This is a genomic window from Acinetobacter sp. XH1741 (genome assembly GCF_041021895.1).
GTDB lineage: Bacteria > Pseudomonadota > Gammaproteobacteria > Pseudomonadales > Moraxellaceae > Acinetobacter.
In genome coordinates, this window is the sequence record NZ_CP157428.1 from 1,622,199 (window position 1) to 1,639,211 (window position 17,013).

Genomic DNA, 17,013 nt, shown 5'->3' on the forward strand with positions numbered 1-17,013 from the left:
AGCATATGAATAAGATATACAAAGTCATTTGGAATGCTTCATTAGGAATCTGGGTTGCCGTTTCTGAAATTGCAAAGGGCCATTCAAAAACTCGTAGCCAAAGAACAGATGATGCTTTGGTACTTTCAACTGAAGTTTCAAACAATAATTTAATTATCAATCCCTCATCTCTCCCAGCACCACTCCTTTTTCGAATCAAACCACTTACATGGGGGGTACTAACAGTACTTGTTCCTTCCATCACTTTTGGTGCAGTTGGTGTTAATGGTGGTGCTCTTGGGCCAAATGGTACTGTTAACTCAACAGCAATGTCAGCATGTACTGGAACCACACCGGGAACGACTACTGGCCAAGCTTATGTAGGAGGAGACCGTTCATTAGCGTTTGGTTGTGGTGCTGTAACAGATTCAGATAGAGATATTGCAATAGGAAGCCAAGCTTCTACAGTAAATCCAGCAAATGCGACGGGAACTTATAATGAGTCTATCGCGATTGGTGCTCAAGCCACGGCAAGTGGAGCGCAAGCTGTCGCATTAGGTGGTCAGACTGTAGCGAAAGGTAATTCATCTGTCGCTATTGGTGCTGACGATATGGATAAAGTCGCTAGTACGAATGCTCCAGCTTTTAACTATACGCCAGCTGCTGGTGATAATGCTGTATATAACAATACTGCTACTGCAACTGCATATAAAAATTTGACGGGCGATTACTTAGTCAACTTTGAACAAACAAATGGTGGTGCATCTGCAGTAGGAAATCGTTATACCAGTGTACAAACAGGTGAAGCTGCGGTTGCGGTAGGGTCAAAATCAACTGCTAATGATTTGGGGACAGCTTTAGGTCCTGTAGCGACAGCTGGGGCACTAGCATCAGTAGCATTAGGTACAAAAGCGGATGCAGAGGGGCAAGGTAGTTTATCTATTGGTGCATTGGCTTATACAGGTAAAACAGGTGATGTTGCTGTAGGTATTAATTCTGCTGCTACAGGTGGTGATTCAATTGCAATTGGTGCAGGAAAAGACTTAAAAAGTACTGCCTACGTACAATCAGGTGCAACAGCGACTCAAAAAGGTGCCAGTGCATCTGGGGCAAACTCGATATCAATAGGTACTAACACTGCGGCGACTGGTACAAATGCAGTGGTTGTAGGTACGCAATCAACTGCATCAAATCTGGCAGTAGCAGTTGGTTCAGTTGCTACAGCTGGAGACCAAAGTGTTTCTATTGGTTCAAATAGCGCAGCTTCTTCTCAAACATCTGTAGCAATTGGTGCCGGAGCACAAGCAACCTTACAGAATAACTCGGTTGCTTTAGGTAGTGGTTCTGTTGCTGATAGAGCTTCTGGTTCACTCGGATATGATCCTTTAACTGAAACGAGTACAACAAGTACCAATAGTACTTGGAAGGCAACAGATGCTGCTGTTTCAGTTGGAAATGGAACTACACGAACTCGCCAGATTACTAGCGTTGCGGCTGGAACAAATGATACAGATGCAGCCAATGTCGCACAGTTAAAGAAAGCAACTTCTAAAGTTTTAGCTGGAACAGGTACGACAGTTGCTCAGGGAACAGATAGTAACGGTATAACGACTTATACTGTAAACGCGAATACATTTGCGATACGTCAAGGAACGACCAATAAAGCGACTATTGGCGATAACACAAATGATAAAGTTAGCTTTATCAATGGTAAAAATACTGTTGCCAAAGTAGCGGATGAATTAAATAGCAATACTGATGTTACTTTTGATTTAGCTGATGATATTTCATTAAATAGCGTAACAACTGGTAATACGGTGCTGAATAGTACAGGTGTTACAGTTAATGGTGGGGCGAATGGTCCAGTAAAATTAACAAATACTGGGCTAGATAATGGTGGAAATAAAATCATCAATGTCGCGGCAGGCACTATTTCATCTACATCCACAGATGCAGTGAATGGTAGCCAGTTAAATACCACCAACCAGAATGTAACGACTGCGCAAAATACTGCAAATACAGCAGTGACCAATGCAGCAGCAGCCCAAGCAACGGCAGATAAAGGCCTAAACTTTAGTGTCAATGGTGGCACAGCAGACAATGTGAAGCTAGGTGAAACGGTTAACTTTGCAGATGGGACTAACACCACTGCAACGTATGATCCGACAACCAATACTTATAAATACAGCGTGAATGACAATATTGGTTTAACCAATGCGGGTAGCTTAACGGTTGGCAACACCAAGGTTGATAACAGTGGATTAACCATTACTGGTGGCCCAAGTGTGACCAAGTCTGGCATTAATGCGGCTAACCAGAAGATTACTAACGTAGCAGCAGGCACTATTTCGTCTACATCTACAGATGCAGTGAATGGTAGCCAGTTAAATGCGACCAACCAGAATGTAACGGCTGCGCAAAATACTGCAAATACAGCAGTGACCAACGCAGCAGCAGCACAAGCGACGGCAGACAAAGGCCTGAACTTTAGTGTGAATGGTGGTACAGCAGACAACGTGAAGTTAGGTGAAACGGTTAACTTTGCAGATGGTACCAACACGACTGCAACGTATGACCCGACAACCAATACTTATAAATACAGTGTGAATGACAACATTGCATTAACCAATGCAGGTAGTTTAACGGTTGGCAACACTAAAGTTGATAACAGTGGATTAACCATTACTGGTGGCCCAAGTGTAACGACTGCAGGTATTAATGCGGGTAACCAAAAGGTTACTAACGTTGCAGCAGGCACTATTTCTTCTACATCAACAGATGCAGTCAATGGTAGCCAGTTAAATGCGACCAACCAGAATGTAACGACTGCTCAAAATACTGCAAACACAGCAGTCACCAATGCAGCCGCAGCCCAAGCGACGGCAGACAAAGGCCTGAACTTTAGTGTCAATGGTGGTACGGCTGACAACGTGAAGTTGGGTGAAACGGTTAACTTTGCAGATGGTACGAACACCACTGCAACGTATGACCCGACAACCAATACTTATAAATACAACGTGAATGACAACATTGCATTAACCAATGCTGGCAGTTTAACCGTAGGTAACACTAAAGTTGATAACAGTGGATTAACCATTACTGGTGGTCCAAGTGTAACGTCTGCTGGTATTGATGCGGGCAACCAGAAGATTACTAACGTTGCAGCAGGTACTAACCCGACCGATGCTGTTAATGTAAGCCAGTTGGGTGCAGCAACTACAGCAGCCAATACCAAGACAGATGCTTTAGGTACCAGTACCGCAAGTAATTTAGGTGGTGGTGCAGTTTATAATCCTGTTACAGGTGCAGTTAGTTCACCGATTTATACTGTAAATGGCAACAACGTAAATAACGTGGGCGCTGCAATCACGGCATTGGACAAAGGCTGGACACTACAAAGCAATGGTGCCAATGCAGGTGCAGTGAAAGCTGGTGATACGGTTGATATTGGTACGGCTACAGGTGAAACGAACCTGAAAGTAACTAAAACTGGTAACAATATCCAGTATGGCTTAAACCGTGATCTTAATATTGACAGTGTAACGGCAGGCGACAGCAAGTTAGACACTAACGGTTTAACTATTACTGGCGGTCCAAGTGTAACCAAGTCTGGCATTAATGCAGCTAACCAAAAGATTACTAATGTTGCAGCAGGAACCATTTCTGCTACATCAACAGATGCAGTGAATGGTAGCCAGTTAAATGCGACCAACCAGAATGTAACGACTGCGCAAAATACTGCAAACACGGCAGTGACCAACGCAGCAGCAGCCCAAGCAACGGCAGACAAAGGCCTGAACTTTAGTGTCAATGGTGGTACGGCTAAGAACGTGAAGTTGGGTGAAACGGTTAACTTTGCAGATGGTACGAATACGACTGCGACGTATGACCCAGCAACCAATACTTATAAATACAGCGTGAATGACAACATTGCGTTAACCAATACAGGTAGCTTAACGGTCGGCAACACTAAAGTTGATAACAGTGGATTAACCATTACTGGTGGTCCAAGTGTAACGTCTGCTGGTATTAATGCAGGCAACCAGAAGATTACCAATGTTGCAGCAGGTACTAACCCGACCGATGCTGTTAATGTAAGCCAATTGGGTGCAGCAACTACAGCAGCCAATACCAAGACAGATGCTTTAGGTACCAGTACCGCGAGCAATTTAGGTGGTGGTGCAGTTTATAATCCTGTTACAGGTGCAGTTAGTTCACCGATCTATACTGTAAATGGTACTAACGTAAATAACGTGGGCGCTGCAATCAGTGAATTGGACAAAGGCTGGACATTACAAAGCAATGGTAGCAATGCTGGTGCAGTGAAAGCTGGTGATACCGTTGACATTGGTACAGTTGCAGGTGAAGCCAACCTGAAAGTCACCAAAACTGGAAACAATATCCAGTATGGCTTAAACCGTGATCTGAATATTGACAGCGTAACGGCAGGTGACAGCAAGTTAGACACTAACGGTTTAACTATTGCAGGTGGCCCAAGCGTGACCAAGTCTGGCATTAATGCGGCTAATCAAAAGATCACCAACGTTACAGCAGGCACTATTTCGTCTACATCAACAGATGCAGTGAATGGTAGCCAGTTAAATGCAACCAACCAGAATGTAACGACTGCTCAGAACACTGCAAACACGGCAGTGACCAATGCAGCAGCAGCACAAGCGACGGCAGACAAAGGCCTGAACTTTAGTGTCAATGGTGGTACAGCAGACAACGTGAAGTTAGGTGAAACGGTTAACTTTGCAGATGGTACGAACACGACTGCAACGTATGACCCGACAACCAATACTTATAAATACAGCGTGAATGACAACATTGCGTTAACCAATGCTGGCAGTTTAACCGTAGGTAACACTAAGGTTGATAACAGTGGATTAACCATTACTGGTGGTCCAAGTGTAACGTCTGCAGGTATTAATGCGGGTAACCAAAAAGTTACTAACGTTGCAGCAGGCACTATTTCTGCTACATCAACAGATGCAGTCAATGGTAGCCAGTTAAATGCAACCAATCAGAATGTAACGACTGCTCAAAATACTGCAAATACAGCAGTGACCAATGCAGCGGCAGCACAAGCGACGGCAGACAAAGGCCTGAATTTTAGTGTCAATGGTGGTACGGCTGACAACGTGAAGTTGGGTGAAACGGTTAACTTTGCAGATGGGACTAATACCACTGCAACCTATGATCCGACAACCAATACTTATAAATACAGCGTGAATGACAACATTGGTTTAACCAATGCAGGTAGTTTAACGGTTGGCAATACTAAAGTTGATAACAGTGGTTTAACGGCTGGCAATACTAAGGTTGATAACAGTGGATTAACCATTACTGGTGGGCCAAGTGTAACGTCTGCTGGTATTAATGCAGGCAACCAGAAGATTACCAATGTTGCAGCAGGAACTAATCCGACCGATGCTGTTAATGTAAGCCAATTGGGTGCAGTAACTACAGCAGCCAATACCAAGACAGATGCGTTGGGAACCAGTACAGCGAACAACCTAGGTGGTGGTGCAGTTTATAATCCTGTTACAGGTGCAGTTAGTTCACCAACTTATACCGTAAATGGCAATAACGTAAATAACGTGGGTGCTGCAATCACTGCATTGGACAAAGGCTGGACACTACAAAGCAATGGTGCCAATGCAGGTGCAGTGAAAGCTGGTGATACGGTTGATATTGGTACGGCTACAGGCGAAACAAACCTGAAAGTCACCAAGACTGGAAACAATATCCAGTATGGCTTAAACCGTGATCTTAATATTGACAGCGTAACGGCAGGCGACAGCAAACTAGATACCAATGGTTTAACTATCACAGGCGGTCCAAGCGTGACCAAGTCTGGCATTAATGCAGCTAACCAAAAGATTACTAATGTTGCAGCAGGCACTATTTCTGCTACATCAACAGATGCAGTAAATGGTAGCCAGTTAAATACCCTCGATAATCGTGTGACTAAGAATGGTGATTCTACAGCCAATATTTTTGGTGGTGGTGCCAAAGCTAATCCAGATGGTTCGATTTCTAACCCGACTTATAATGTTGCAGGTACAAGTGCCAACAATGTAGGCGATGCATTAACAGCACTTGATAAAGCAGTCACTGATGCAGGTACAGCAGCAAATGCAGGCTGGACTGTTTCAGCCAATGGCGATACAGCGACTGCTAAAAACATCAAGCCAAATGGCAAAGTCAACTTTACAGGCGACGATAACTTAACCGTTGCTCAGACGAGCAATACGGATAATGAAGGTAACATTAAGGTTGCGCTGAACAAAAACTTGAAGGTTGATAGCGTTACAACGGGTACGACAGTAATTGATACGACTGGCGTAAAAGTTGGAGATAACGTTCAGTTAGGAGCAACAGGTTTAACTATTGTTGGTGGACCAAGTATTATGACTTCTGGAATCAGTGCAGGTAACAAGGTTATTACCAATGTAGCTGCTGGTGTTAACACGACAGATGCAGTGAACAAAGGCCAACTTGATAGTGCAATCACGAACATTAATAACAATGTTGGTGCATTGGCTAATAGTGCAGTTCAGTATGACAAAAATGCAGATGGTACAGTCAACAAAGACTCTGTGACTTTAGCAGGTGGTGCTAATGGTACAGCACTTAAGAATGTCGCAAATGGTACGGTAGCAGAAGGTTCTAAAGATGCTGTAAATGGAGGCCAGTTGTGGAATGTTCAACAACAGGTTGACAAAAATACGGGTGATATCTCGAACCTTCAAAATAACATTAACAATGGTAAAACTGGTCTAGTTCAACAAGCGGATAAAGATGCTGCGATTACTGTTGGTAAAGACACGGGTGGTACACAAGTTAATGTTGCTGGAAAAGCGGGTGACCGTACGGTGACTGGCGTTAAAGCGGGTGCAGTGACTGAGTCTTCAAAAGATGCAGTAAATGGTTCTCAGCTTAATGCAACCAATCAGGCGCTTGTAAACGCACTAGGTGGTGGAGCGGGTTATAACAATATTACCGAAAGCTTCTCAAACCCTACGTATAACGTGGCTGATAAGTCTTACAACAATGTCGGTGATGCGATAGGCGCATTGAATCAAGCTGATCAAACATTAAACAATAAAATTGATAATGTGAACAACAAGCTTGAGCAAGCGTTCTATGCAACAAATCAGCGTATCGACAACTTGGAAGAAAAAATGTCTGCTGGTATTGCTGCAAATGCTGCACTTGAAAATGCGCCATTTATTGCAGGGAAAGTCACTATGGCTGTTGGTGCTGCTTACTATAATCAGCAAAATGCTGTAGGTGTGACTGTGCGTAAAACAGCCGACAACGGTCGCTGGTCACTTACAACAGGTGCAGCGCTTGGCAGTCAGGGTAGCCCATTAGTACGAGTTGGTGTAAGTACAGTCATTGACTAATTTTGACTAGGCGAGGAAGGCTTAAGGCCTTCCTCATTCTCCATTTCGAGAGTAAAAATATGAAAAATACAGTTAAGGTGTTATTTATTGCTGTTCTTTCTGGCCTGGCAATGGTTAGTTATGCACAAGAAGACACAAGATCTCAGCAAGAGGTTACTTTTCCTAAAGTATCTGATAGCTATTTAAAACAAGTAAAACGTTATGAGTACCAAGATGTTGCTCGTTTAGACTTAGGGCTGAATAAAGACCAGATTCGAGCTTTATTGGGCAATCCCCAATTTAGTGAAGGAGTATTTGCAGTAAAAGTCTGGAACTATGTACTTGATGTGCGTATTCCTCACACAAACCAGTATAAACGCTGCCAGTTACGTATTGATTTTAATAAAAAGTATTTGGCAGAACGTTTATCGTGGAAAGGTGAGGAGTGCGAAGGCTTAGCTGCTTTGGGTGAAAATAATCAGTCACCTGTGAACAATGCTGTGATTAGTGGACGTACAGCAAGCGTTTTATTCGCTTTTGATCGTTCCGATGCAGCTGCAATTCAGCAGGGTTTAAACAATCTAGACAAAGTTGTCGATCAAATTAAGCAAAGCCCATCGACAACACCTATTATTGTTTCTGGATTTGCAGATCCATTAGGTAAGTTTAGTCATAACCAAGAATTATCTTCTAAACGAGCCAATACGGTGGCTAAACTACTTGTACAACAGGGAGTAGATCCAAATCGTATACAAATACAGGCAAATAGTCAGACCGATATATATAAGCAGTGTAGCGGTAACAATAGTTCACAACTTATTCAATGTTTAGCACCAAATAGACGTGTTAATATAACTTGGTAAAACGGTCTGTCACGGCAAAGTAATCACCCTCTTAGGGTGGTTACTTTTTCGTTTTAGGAGACTAAAAAATACAAAGCATATATTTAAAACTGTTAAGTTCTAATATTTTATATAAATATCATCTTTGAAAATAATAAAAGTGTTGAGGCGTAAGTAGAGCATCTAAGGGTTGATCCCAGCTTTGTCGTTTTAAGGTATGTTCAATGAATTGAAACTGATGTGCCAATCCTAAACGGTAAGGCTTATGCTTAGCACTTGCCAAAGTACGATCATAATATCCGCCCCCCATACCAATACGTGTCCCATATTGATCACAGGCCAAAAGTGGCATAAGCAGTAAATCAAGCTCTGATACATGTTTTCCTCGCGTTGCCATAGGTTCTTTCATACCTAAGGGATGGTGAGAAAACCGTCGAGTTAAATATTGGTTCTTATTTATTTTTACCCATACTAAACGTTGGTTCATTGAACAAATCATTGGTAAATAAACGTGTTTGTTCTTTTTAAAACATAGTTTGATAAGAAGATCAGTATGGATCTCACCAAATGCATGTAAATATAAGCCGATTTTTTTTGAAGAATGAAAAATAGGAAGGTGATTCAGCTCATGTAATACCCGAAGCTGAGCCTTTTTTTGCTCAAATTGAGTTAAAGAACGTCTTTTAGATCTTAGATTTTTTCTAATAAAACTTAGTTCATTCATGGATAAATCTAACAAAGATTTGAGATCAGTCGTGCAAAATTATACCTACTTTTCTATAACTTCACTGAAATATCCTCATTATTGAAAAAATAGTCGAACTTACTTAGTAAAGTAACTATATTTTGTTCCGAGAAGAATCTATTTGCATAAGTTTTATAATTTTTTTACCTATTTACAGTATTTATTTATCTTTAATCAGGATAAGTATATTTAAAGATGAATATGAAACTGTGAAGCAGATGAATTTAAAAATTTTAACCTTGATGATATGTACTACGTTGTTCGCTGGATGTACAAAACAAGCCGAATCTGAGACTGCTCAAGTTGACTATAAGACTCAATTTGAAGAGTCTGATCAAAAAATTAGTGAGTTCTTAGATCAACTGGACAATCCAAACACACCTCAAGAGGTTAAAGTTAAAATTTTATGCCATGATTATCCTGATGTGTACAAGAAACAATACATGCCGGCATTAATAAAAATTTCACCAAAACCGTATACAGAAGAAAAGTTATTGTCAGATTTAAAAAGTGCCACTGATTACTATAAAGGGAATTTAGGGATAAAGTGTGATTGATATTTGTTTATTAATTCTCAAATAAATTAATAAATGTGAATTGATTGGCATTATTTAGTTGTGCTAAATTTCTCTGGGTTAATTATTTGACGTTTTCAGGATTTGATATGCAAATCTTAAAATTTTTGCAGAGCTTTAATACGGTTAGTACTTATTTGACACTTGCTTCTATCTTGCTAGTGGTCCTAATGATTTACTTTTATGTAATCAACCCTACATGATGATTTTGAAAAGAAAACGTTAACTTTTAACTATTTCCTTGTTTAGCGCAGCTGTTTAATAAGAAATTAGGATAGGGATATGAAATTCAAAATATTATTGCTAAGTTTTATAGCCACGGGCTGTTTTGCTAACGAGGATGTAAACGATCCTGATATTTGCAATATCGTGAAAAAAGTTGCTTATAACGTAATGGAAGCAAGACAAAAAAAAGTACCAGCTCAAGACTTACAACAAATTGCCAATGGTCTTACCGATGAAAAAGCGCAACAGCTTTATCAAGATTTAATTAACTCGGCTTATGCAGCCAAGGTATTCAAAACAAGTTTTTTTAAACGTAAAGCCATCGAAGATTTTCAGACAGGGTGGTATGAAGAATGCCTACATAGAAATGGGCAATAATTAACAATAGTAGAGATTTAATTTTTAAGTTTATCTAATTAATTTGAAAAAATGAACTTTGAAATAGACTGACAGATCTGTCTTGAAATCTTAATTTAAAATAAAAATTATATTAATAGTGATCTAAGAAAAATAAATACTCCGAAGATGCCGCTGCATGTGTCGTTACCCTGAACCCGATGAGTTCAAGGTGGACGCGACGTATACTTCCTGGGTTTCCTACACAGGGTAGGCATACACTCTAAATATACAGAACACAATCCATAAGTTTAAGTATCGGCAGGGGAATAGACCCGCTGGCGAACATCCCAGAGTTAGCTTAAGTATAACCGATCTGGTTCCTTTGGCAATGATCTGAGTTTATTGAACTGTAAAGTTATTCTTCGTTTGATGAAGCTTTGTACACTCAAGGAACATTAATCAATATTTAAGTACACTAAATAGTTTGAATACAAAAATGCCTTGCTTCTATAAATGATAGTGCAAGGCATTTTTGTATTGATAGCTATCTATCTATTAAACAGCTTGTTCAACATCTTCCAAAATAGCCTGTAGCAGGCGTTCACAATGCGTATATTCTTGCAAAGATTTATTTAAACTTAACACTTCTTGAGTGAGCTGTAGAGCAACCATAATCACAAGTTTATTGTGCTCAACGCGAGGTGCACTACGGCGCATATCATTGAACTTCTCGTTAAGGAGTTCTGCTGCACGTTCAAGCTCATCTCTTTTATCGGAAGTAGTAGCAAGCCTAAAGGTCTGCTCAATCAGCCGAAGCTCTACCATGACTTGTTCACTCATGATTGTGTCTCCTCGCCAGCTTCAGCAATTGGATGGGCAAGTTGCTGAATTTCTTGTGCATGTTGATCTTGAGCTGTGCCTAAAATTGCTAAACGTTGAATAATGGCTTCAACTTTGGCTTTGGCAAGTTCATTTTTTTGTAACAAACGATCACGATCTTGCTGTAAGTCATGTAACTCTTGCTGAGTTTGACGCTGATGTGACTGAAGTTTTTCTTTGGTCACGCGTAGCTCATTACGTTCTGCCAAAATTTCCTGAAAACGATTTTTTAAATCGGTCGTACTTTTCTCTAGGCGACTGTAACGTTCAGCAAGTGTGTTAGCATCTTGATTCAATTGTTGAAATTGACCTTGTAACTGAGTAAGTTGCTCAGTTAATGTCTCAATTTCCTCTTGTTTTTTAGTGATGATGCTATTTTTTTGCACAACTTGTGCGTGATGCTCTGTTTCAGCCAGTTCTTTAGCTTCCAAGAGAGTCGTATTTTCACTCTCTAGATGATGTAAGCGTGTTTTTAAAACGCCAATATGCGCTTGTAGCCGCTGTAATTGTTCTAACATAACGAGGTCGCACAGAATTGCAATCAAAGGTAATATATACGAAGTATAGAGATTGGATAAACGAATGCAAGACGATATTTCAGGCTGGACAGAATGGAACGCTCATTTTGAAGGAATTGAAGAAATTTCAAGCCCTAGTGAGTTACATGGTTTACTAACAGGTATTGTTTGTGTGACTGAAGCGCCAACGCGTGAAGAATGGACACAAATTTTAACAACTCTTAATGTGCCAGAGTTAAATGAAGAAGCTTTAGCCGTCTTAACTGATGAAGCGCAAGATGTCTCACACGCATTATCGGAAGATGAATTGGACTATTTACCAATGCTTCCAGATGATGAGCACACACTTCAAGATCGTGTACAAGCATTATCGGACTGGTGTGCTGGTGTTGTACTTGGTTTTGGTTTGGCATCGGGGCATGTTCGTGGTGATGAACGTGAGCTGATTGAACATTTACAAGATGTTGCAGCAGTAGAGTTTGAAGACTCTGATAATGATGAAGAAGGCGAAAGTAGTTACGAAGAACTCTATGAATTTGTACGCTTAATCCCTGTAAGCTTGTCAATTGGTAGAACGAAAGTAGCTGTTGCTGAAAGTTCATTATTGAAAAACTTTTATGCAAAAAGTAAAACTTCTGCTGTAAGCACTCTAGATCAAAATATTGTAGAAATGTTTACACCACATCGCCCAAGTTAATTGAGGCGATGGGTTATTGGTTATATTTTATTTTTTGACTTTAAAATTCTAAATCAAGTAGATCATTATGAAATTGCCTCAAGCTGATTTTCAACATCGCAGAGACCGTCTGGCAGAAAAAATGGGTCCTAACAGTATTGCAATTATTGCAACACGTGAGGAAATGTACCGTAATCGCGATGCGGATTATAAATTCCGTGCCGATAGTAGTTTTTTCTATTTGACGGGTTTTGCGGAGCCTGAGGCAGTGGCTGTCATTGAAACTTTTGATGACGTTAATGACTATAGCTATAGTCTTTTTTGCCGTGAACGTAATCGTGAGATGGAAATCTGGAATGGTTATCGTGCGGGAATCGATGGCGCAATTGAAGAGTATGAAGCAGATGAAGCCTATGCTATTGATCTACTTGATGAAGAAATTATTGAAAAACTATTAAACAAAGAACGTCTTTATTATCGAATTGGGCACAATGCAACATTTGATGCGCGTGTGAGCCAGTGGATTAAAAAAGCGAATGCTGAGCATCGTCATGAAGCTGCTCCAGCTCAGTTGGTTCAACTTGACCGCATTGTCGATGAAATGCGTTTAATCAAGTCACCGCAAGAAATCGAGCTAATGCAGATTGCCTCAACAATTAGTGCTAAGGCACATACTCGTGCAATGCAAACTGTTCGCCCCGGCATGATGGAATATGCACTTGAAGCCGAGCTCAATTATGTATTTGGGCAAAATGGTTGCGTACCTTCTTACAACAGTATTGTCGGTGGTGGCGCTAACGCTTGCATTTTACACTATGTTGAAAATAACCAAGCTCTTAAAGACGGCGATTTGGTTTTAATTGATGCCGCATGTGAATATGAATTTTATGCATCGGACATTACCCGTACTTTTCCGGTAAATGGGAAGTTTAGTGCTGAACAAAAAGCATTGTATGAAGTGGTATTGGCATCTCAATATGCGGCGATTAATGCGGTACGTATTGGTAATTCGTATCGTGAGCCTCATGAGGTTGCAGTTAAAATTTTAACTGAAGGCTTAGTTGATTTAGGTTTGCTCAAAGGTAATGTGAGTGAGCTGATTGAAAATGAAGCATATCGTCAGTTTTATATGCATGGTACAGGCCACTGGTTAGGTATGGATGTACATGATGTCGGTTCTTATAAAAAAGATGACGACTGGCGCCAGTATGAAGAGGGCATGGTCGTTACCGTTGAACCAGGCTTATATATTGCGCCAGACGATGAAACTGTAGATCAAAAATGGCGTGGTATTGGTATTCGTATTGAAGATGACGTGGTCGCAACATCAAAAGGCCCACGAATTTTAACTGCCGACGTAGTTAAAGATATTGCAGATATTGAATATTTAATGGCGCAAGCTAAAGCATAATTAAACGTATTCGCCTAAGGAGCAAAACTCTATGCAACAACAAGTGATTATTGTAGGTGGGGGTATGGTGGGTTTGAGCCTTTCCCTGATGCTGGCGAAAGCTAATATCGCAGTAAAGTTATTAGAAGCTGTGAAATACCCAAACTATGATGATCAGAATGTTGCTCCTTACCATTCCAGTTTTGATGCACGTAATACGGCTTTATCACGCCGTAGCGTACAGATTTATCAGAAGCTAGGGTTATGGGATGCGTTACAACAACATGCAACCCCAATTTTACAAGTTCACATTACTGAACAAGGTAGTTTTGGCAAAGCACGTTTAATTGCTGAGCAAGAGAAAGTTGAAAGCTTTGGGCAGGTGATTGAAAACGCTTGGCTTGGGCGAGTTTTATTAACTCAAGTACGTCAGCAGCCTTTGATTGAGCTGATTGATGGTGTACAGGTTACTGCTTTAACTCAAGATGCTGAACAGGTACATATTGAAGCTGAGCGTGGCGATGAAGTCTTAAAGCTTGAGACAAAATTATTAATTGCAGCAGATGGGCGTGATTCTTTTTGTCGTCAAGCAATTGGTGTGGGTGTCGATGTTCATGACTATGATCAGGTTGCCATCGTTACGACTGTTCAGACCTCAAAACCGCATGAGCAGGTGGGCTTTGAGCGTTTTAGCGCATTAGGGCCTTTAGCTTTATTACCTTTACCGGGTGAATACCGTCGCTCAGTGGTATGGCCTGTTAAAAAAGGGACGGAGGGTGAGTGGCTGGGTGAAGAAAATGACCAACACTTTTTAGATGCTCTACAACAAACTTATGGCGATAGAGCGGGTAAATTTGAAAAAACGGGTAAACGTTTTAGCTATCCGCTTTCACAAGTGCTGGCACATAAACAAGCTGTTGGCCGCGTTATTTTAATGGGGAACGCAGCGCATACAATCCATCCAGTTGCAGGACAAGGATTTAACTTATGTCTACGTGACGCTGATGTTTTGGTACGTTATTTAGTGAATCAGTTAAGCGCATCTGATGACATTGGTAACCCAGATAATTTACTTGCCTATGAACAGGCACGTTTGTCAGACCAGCAGCGCGTGATTAAGTTCTGCGATACTGTCGTTCGGGGTTTTAGTAACCAAAATCCATTATTAAAATTGATCCGTAATACGGGATTAATTGCATTTGATGTGATTCCGGGTGTTAAGCCACTGGTAGCGAACTATGCAATGGGGCTAAAAGCATGAGTGAAGTGTTAGATGTCGTTATTGTTGGTGGTGGACTGGTCGGTGGCTTAACGGCTTTATTACTTGCACAAGGTGGTATACAGCCTACAGTGCTGGATGCTGCTCCTGTACTTGATGTTGAAAAAACATTAAGCGTGATGAACCCACGTGTTTTAGCACTGAGCCAAGCGACGATTCATTTACTTAAAACGGTTAATGTTTGGGATGATCTTGCACGCCAAATGCCTTATACCGGCATGCAGGTGTGGAATATGAATGGCTATGGAGAAATTAATTTTGGTCATGAGTCTGTAAAAAGACCAATGCCTGAACAAGCCTTGGGCTCTATGGTTGAGCCGAGCGTATTGAATGTGGCCATTCAGCAAAAAATGCTTGAGCAGTTAACAGACTATCGTACTCAAGTTCGCGTTACCCGTATTGAGCAAGGTGTAGGATGCTGGCATATTCAACTGGCTGACGGCACAACACTTAAAACTAAATTGCTTATTGGTGCAGATGGTGCAAATTCATTTGTACGTGAGCAAGCTTTTATTGATTTAGATGTACTGGATTACAAACAAGCAGCCATTAGCTGTGCAATTAAGACTTCTAAGCCTCATCACTATGTTGCTCGTCAAATTTTCTTACCTACGGGACCTTTGGCATATCTGCCGATGGCTAGTCTTGAAGAAAGTGAAAATGGCTACTGGCAGTCTATTGTCTGGACGCTACCAGACGATTATGCCGATGAATATTCCGCTTTAACCGATCATGAGTTTATGCAGCTTTTAACTCGTGAAAGCCAACATATGTTGGGTGAAGTGCTCGATGTTCGTTCAAGAGCACAATTCCCACTTAAGGCTCGCGCTGCAAAACAATATGTTAAAGCTGGTTTAGCCCTCATAGGGGATGCAGCACATGTTATTCATCCACTAGCTGGGCAAGGGGTGAATATTGGTTGTTTAGATGCAGCAGTACTCTGTGATACATTGCTGCATGATTTAGGCCGCGGTGTCTGGGCACATGAACAAACATTAATGCGTTATGAACATCGCCGTAAGGGACAAAACGATGCGATGATGCATAGTATGTCGGCAATTGGCTGGGTAGAAAGTAGTGAGCTATTTCCATTTGTTTGGGCCCGAAATGTGGGGCGCAAGCAGGTTGAACAAATTTCGTTCTTAAAAGAGCGTTTTATGCAACAAGCGAATGGTTTAGGGGCTTTACAAAACACCCAGTATAGTCGTTAAAATAATTACGAAGTTTATGCTCTACTGGTCGAAATAAATATCAGTAGATATTTTTTAAACAATCATTTATATATCATTACCAATTCGGTCAGAAAAGATACGGATTTGACCAATTTGGCTCTTTGCTAAATGCAAAGAGATTGCTAAATTTCTGAGGTCTCAAAAGCCATAGCGATGATGCAATACAAATCATTGTGGGGAGTGTAAATATGACAGATATCAATGATTATGAAGATGCAGAAGATTCTGCTGTAGATGAAGACGAAGCCAAAGCGGCTGAAAGTGGTGCAGCTGATGAAGAAGCAGGCAACTTAACTGATGCTGATCTTGCAGAAGCAGAAACGCTTACCGTAACTGCGAAACAAAAACAGCGCCAAGCATTGGAAGATGAAGTTGCCGCGTTTTTAGCTCGTGGCGGGAGAATTACTGAAGTTCCACCAGATGAACATAGCGATCATTAATATTAAAAAAGCATCACATGAGTGATGCTTTTTTATGGCCTGCTGTAGGCTGAGTTAAAGGTTGTTTTGCAATTCTTTTAAAATGCCGCATTCGTCTACTGTACGGTCAGTAGAGCAGTGCTGTTTTAAATCGATGAGAGTTTCTTTTAACAGCAAAAGTCGTTCAATTTTTTCAGATACTTCAATCAAATATTTATTCACCAAATTATCAATTTCCGTACACGCCTGTTTGGGCTGAGCTTTCATTTCTTTTAGCGTTTTAATGTCATTAAGAGAAATATCTAATTCACGGCAATGCTTAATAAATAAAAGATCGGCGAGTGTCTGGTCTGTGTAAATACGATAGTTATTTTCTGAGCGCTGAATACGGTCTAGTACGCCTACTTTTTCGTAATAACGAATAGTATCGATCGGGACATCCGCTTTTTTTGATAATTGGCCAATAGAAAGATTCATAAGACTTGACTCTGGAGCTACTCAAGGGTTTTTAATCACTATAA

14 protein-coding genes and 1 other RNA gene are annotated in these 17,013 nt (G+C 40.8%); 10 read left to right on the forward strand and 5 right to left on the reverse strand.

What is annotated here, in order from left to right; translation table 11 throughout:
* Positions 1-5 precede the first annotated feature (5 nt).
* Both ABLB96_RS07800 and ABLB96_RS07805 read left to right on the forward strand, forming a co-directional pair.
* Complete coding sequence (locus ABLB96_RS07800) at positions 6-7,394, forward strand: ESPR-type extended signal peptide-containing protein (protein ID WP_348896491.1); 7,389 nt, start codon at positions 6-8, stop codon at positions 7,392-7,394.
* Positions 7,395-7,453: 59 nt separating this feature from the next.
* Positions 7,454-8,236, forward strand: a complete 783-nt coding sequence (locus ABLB96_RS07805; RefSeq protein WP_348896490.1) for an OmpA family protein — start codon at positions 7,454-7,456, stop codon at positions 8,234-8,236.
* Between the two features lie 118 nt (positions 8,237-8,354).
* Here the strand turns inward: ABLB96_RS07805 and ABLB96_RS07810 are convergent, their stop codons facing one another.
* A complete protein-coding gene (locus ABLB96_RS07810) occupies positions 8,355-8,939 on the reverse strand; it encodes a 5-formyltetrahydrofolate cyclo-ligase (RefSeq protein ID WP_348896489.1) in 585 nt (194 codons plus the stop codon).
* Positions 8,940-9,178: 239 nt separating this feature from the next.
* On the opposite strand from ABLB96_RS07810, the gene ABLB96_RS07815 reads away from it, so the two are divergent.
* From ABLB96_RS07815 to ABLB96_RS07825, 3 genes are all read left to right on the forward strand, one after another.
* Positions 9,179-9,517 carry a hypothetical protein gene (locus ABLB96_RS07815; protein ID WP_348896488.1) on the forward strand — a complete coding sequence of 113 codons (339 nt, stop codon included), beginning with the start codon at positions 9,179-9,181 and terminating at the stop codon, positions 9,515-9,517.
* Positions 9,518-9,624: 107 nt separating this feature from the next.
* Entirely contained in the window at positions 9,625-9,738 is a 114-nt protein-coding gene (locus tag ABLB96_RS07820) for a hypothetical protein (RefSeq protein WP_309454973.1), read from the forward strand.
* Positions 9,739-9,817: 79 nt separating this feature from the next.
* Complete coding sequence (locus ABLB96_RS07825; protein WP_348896487.1) at positions 9,818-10,138, forward strand: hypothetical protein; 321 nt, start codon at positions 9,818-9,820, stop codon at positions 10,136-10,138.
* A 134-nt stretch (positions 10,139-10,272) separates the two neighbouring features.
* Here ABLB96_RS07825 and ssrS read toward each other — a convergent pair.
* The 3 genes from ssrS to ABLB96_RS07840 all read right to left on the reverse strand — a co-directional run bounded on the left by ssrS (position 10,273) and on the right by ABLB96_RS07840 (position 11,496).
* A non-coding RNA gene (ssrS, locus tag ABLB96_RS07830) (6S RNA) lies at positions 10,273-10,456 on the reverse strand.
* Between the two features lie 198 nt (positions 10,457-10,654).
* Positions 10,655-10,939, reverse strand: coding sequence for a cell division protein ZapA (locus ABLB96_RS07835; protein ID WP_309454975.1), 285 nt, complete (start codon positions 10,937-10,939; stop codon positions 10,655-10,657).
* The gene (locus tag ABLB96_RS07840) at positions 10,936-11,496 is read right to left on the reverse strand and encodes a hypothetical protein (RefSeq protein ID WP_348896486.1); all 561 of its coding nucleotides are present in this window, start codon (positions 11,494-11,496) and stop codon (positions 10,936-10,938) included. The genes ABLB96_RS07835 and ABLB96_RS07840 overlap by 4 nt, the downstream gene beginning before the upstream one ends.
* Before the next feature lie 64 nt (positions 11,497-11,560).
* On the opposite strand from ABLB96_RS07840, the gene ABLB96_RS07845 reads away from it, so the two are divergent.
* From ABLB96_RS07845 to ABLB96_RS07865, 5 genes are all read left to right on the forward strand, one after another.
* Positions 11,561-12,193: a UPF0149 family protein gene (locus tag ABLB96_RS07845; RefSeq protein WP_348896485.1), complete on the forward strand. Its 633-nt coding sequence runs from the start codon at positions 11,561-11,563 to the stop codon at positions 12,191-12,193.
* Positions 12,194-12,260: 67 nt separating this feature from the next.
* Positions 12,261-13,583 (forward strand): Xaa-Pro aminopeptidase, encoded by a 1,323-nt coding sequence (gene pepP / locus ABLB96_RS07850; RefSeq protein WP_348896484.1) that lies wholly within the window; start codon positions 12,261-12,263, stop codon positions 13,581-13,583.
* A gap of 31 nt (positions 13,584-13,614) precedes the next feature.
* The gene (ubiH, locus tag ABLB96_RS07855; RefSeq protein ID WP_348896483.1) at positions 13,615-14,823 is read left to right on the forward strand and encodes a 2-octaprenyl-6-methoxyphenyl hydroxylase; all 1,209 of its coding nucleotides are present in this window, start codon (positions 13,615-13,617) and stop codon (positions 14,821-14,823) included.
* Positions 14,820-16,052 carry an FAD-dependent monooxygenase gene (locus ABLB96_RS07860; protein WP_348896482.1) on the forward strand — a complete coding sequence of 411 codons (1,233 nt, stop codon included), beginning with the start codon at positions 14,820-14,822 and terminating at the stop codon, positions 16,050-16,052. The genes ubiH and ABLB96_RS07860 overlap by 4 nt, the downstream gene beginning before the upstream one ends.
* Positions 16,053-16,261: 209 nt before the next feature.
* Positions 16,262-16,513, forward strand: a complete 252-nt coding sequence (locus ABLB96_RS07865; protein WP_004703010.1) for a hypothetical protein — start codon at positions 16,262-16,264, stop codon at positions 16,511-16,513.
* 54 nt (positions 16,514-16,567) lie between these two features.
* Here ABLB96_RS07865 and ABLB96_RS07870 read toward each other — a convergent pair whose 3' ends face one another.
* A complete protein-coding gene (locus ABLB96_RS07870; RefSeq protein ID WP_348896481.1) occupies positions 16,568-16,969 on the reverse strand; it encodes a MerR family transcriptional regulator in 402 nt (133 codons plus the stop codon).
* Positions 16,970-17,013 lie beyond the last annotated feature (44 nt).

Excerpts from the sequence above, each read along its gene's own strand:
- ABLB96_RS07800 (WP_348896491.1), top strand. The coding sequence starts at position 6 with ATGAATAAGATATACAAAGTCATTTGGAATGCTTCATTAGGAATCTGG.
- ABLB96_RS07805 (WP_348896490.1), top strand. The coding sequence starts at position 7,454 with ATGAAAAATACAGTTAAGGTGTTATTTATTGCTGTTCTTTCTGGCCTG.
- ABLB96_RS07810 (WP_348896489.1), bottom strand. The coding sequence starts at position 8,939 with ATGAATGAACTAAGTTTTATTAGAAAAAATCTAAGATCTAAAAGACGT.
- ABLB96_RS07815 (WP_348896488.1), top strand. The coding sequence starts at position 9,179 with ATGAATTTAAAAATTTTAACCTTGATGATATGTACTACGTTGTTCGCT.
- ABLB96_RS07820 (WP_309454973.1), top strand. The coding sequence starts at position 9,625 with ATGCAAATCTTAAAATTTTTGCAGAGCTTTAATACGGTTAGTACTTAT.
- ABLB96_RS07825 (WP_348896487.1), top strand. The coding sequence starts at position 9,818 with ATGAAATTCAAAATATTATTGCTAAGTTTTATAGCCACGGGCTGTTTT.
- ABLB96_RS07835 (WP_309454975.1), bottom strand. The coding sequence starts at position 10,939 with ATGAGTGAACAAGTCATGGTAGAGCTTCGGCTGATTGAGCAGACCTTT.
- ABLB96_RS07840 (WP_348896486.1), bottom strand. The coding sequence starts at position 11,496 with ATGTTAGAACAATTACAGCGGCTACAAGCGCATATTGGCGTTTTAAAA.
- ABLB96_RS07845 (WP_348896485.1), top strand. The coding sequence starts at position 11,561 with ATGCAAGACGATATTTCAGGCTGGACAGAATGGAACGCTCATTTTGAA.
- pepP (WP_348896484.1), top strand. The coding sequence starts at position 12,261 with ATGAAATTGCCTCAAGCTGATTTTCAACATCGCAGAGACCGTCTGGCA.
- ubiH (WP_348896483.1), top strand. The coding sequence starts at position 13,615 with ATGCAACAACAAGTGATTATTGTAGGTGGGGGTATGGTGGGTTTGAGC.
- ABLB96_RS07860 (WP_348896482.1), top strand. The coding sequence starts at position 14,820 with ATGAGTGAAGTGTTAGATGTCGTTATTGTTGGTGGTGGACTGGTCGGT.
- ABLB96_RS07865 (WP_004703010.1), top strand. The coding sequence starts at position 16,262 with ATGACAGATATCAATGATTATGAAGATGCAGAAGATTCTGCTGTAGAT.
- ABLB96_RS07870 (WP_348896481.1), bottom strand. The coding sequence starts at position 16,969 with ATGAATCTTTCTATTGGCCAATTATCAAAAAAAGCGGATGTCCCGATC.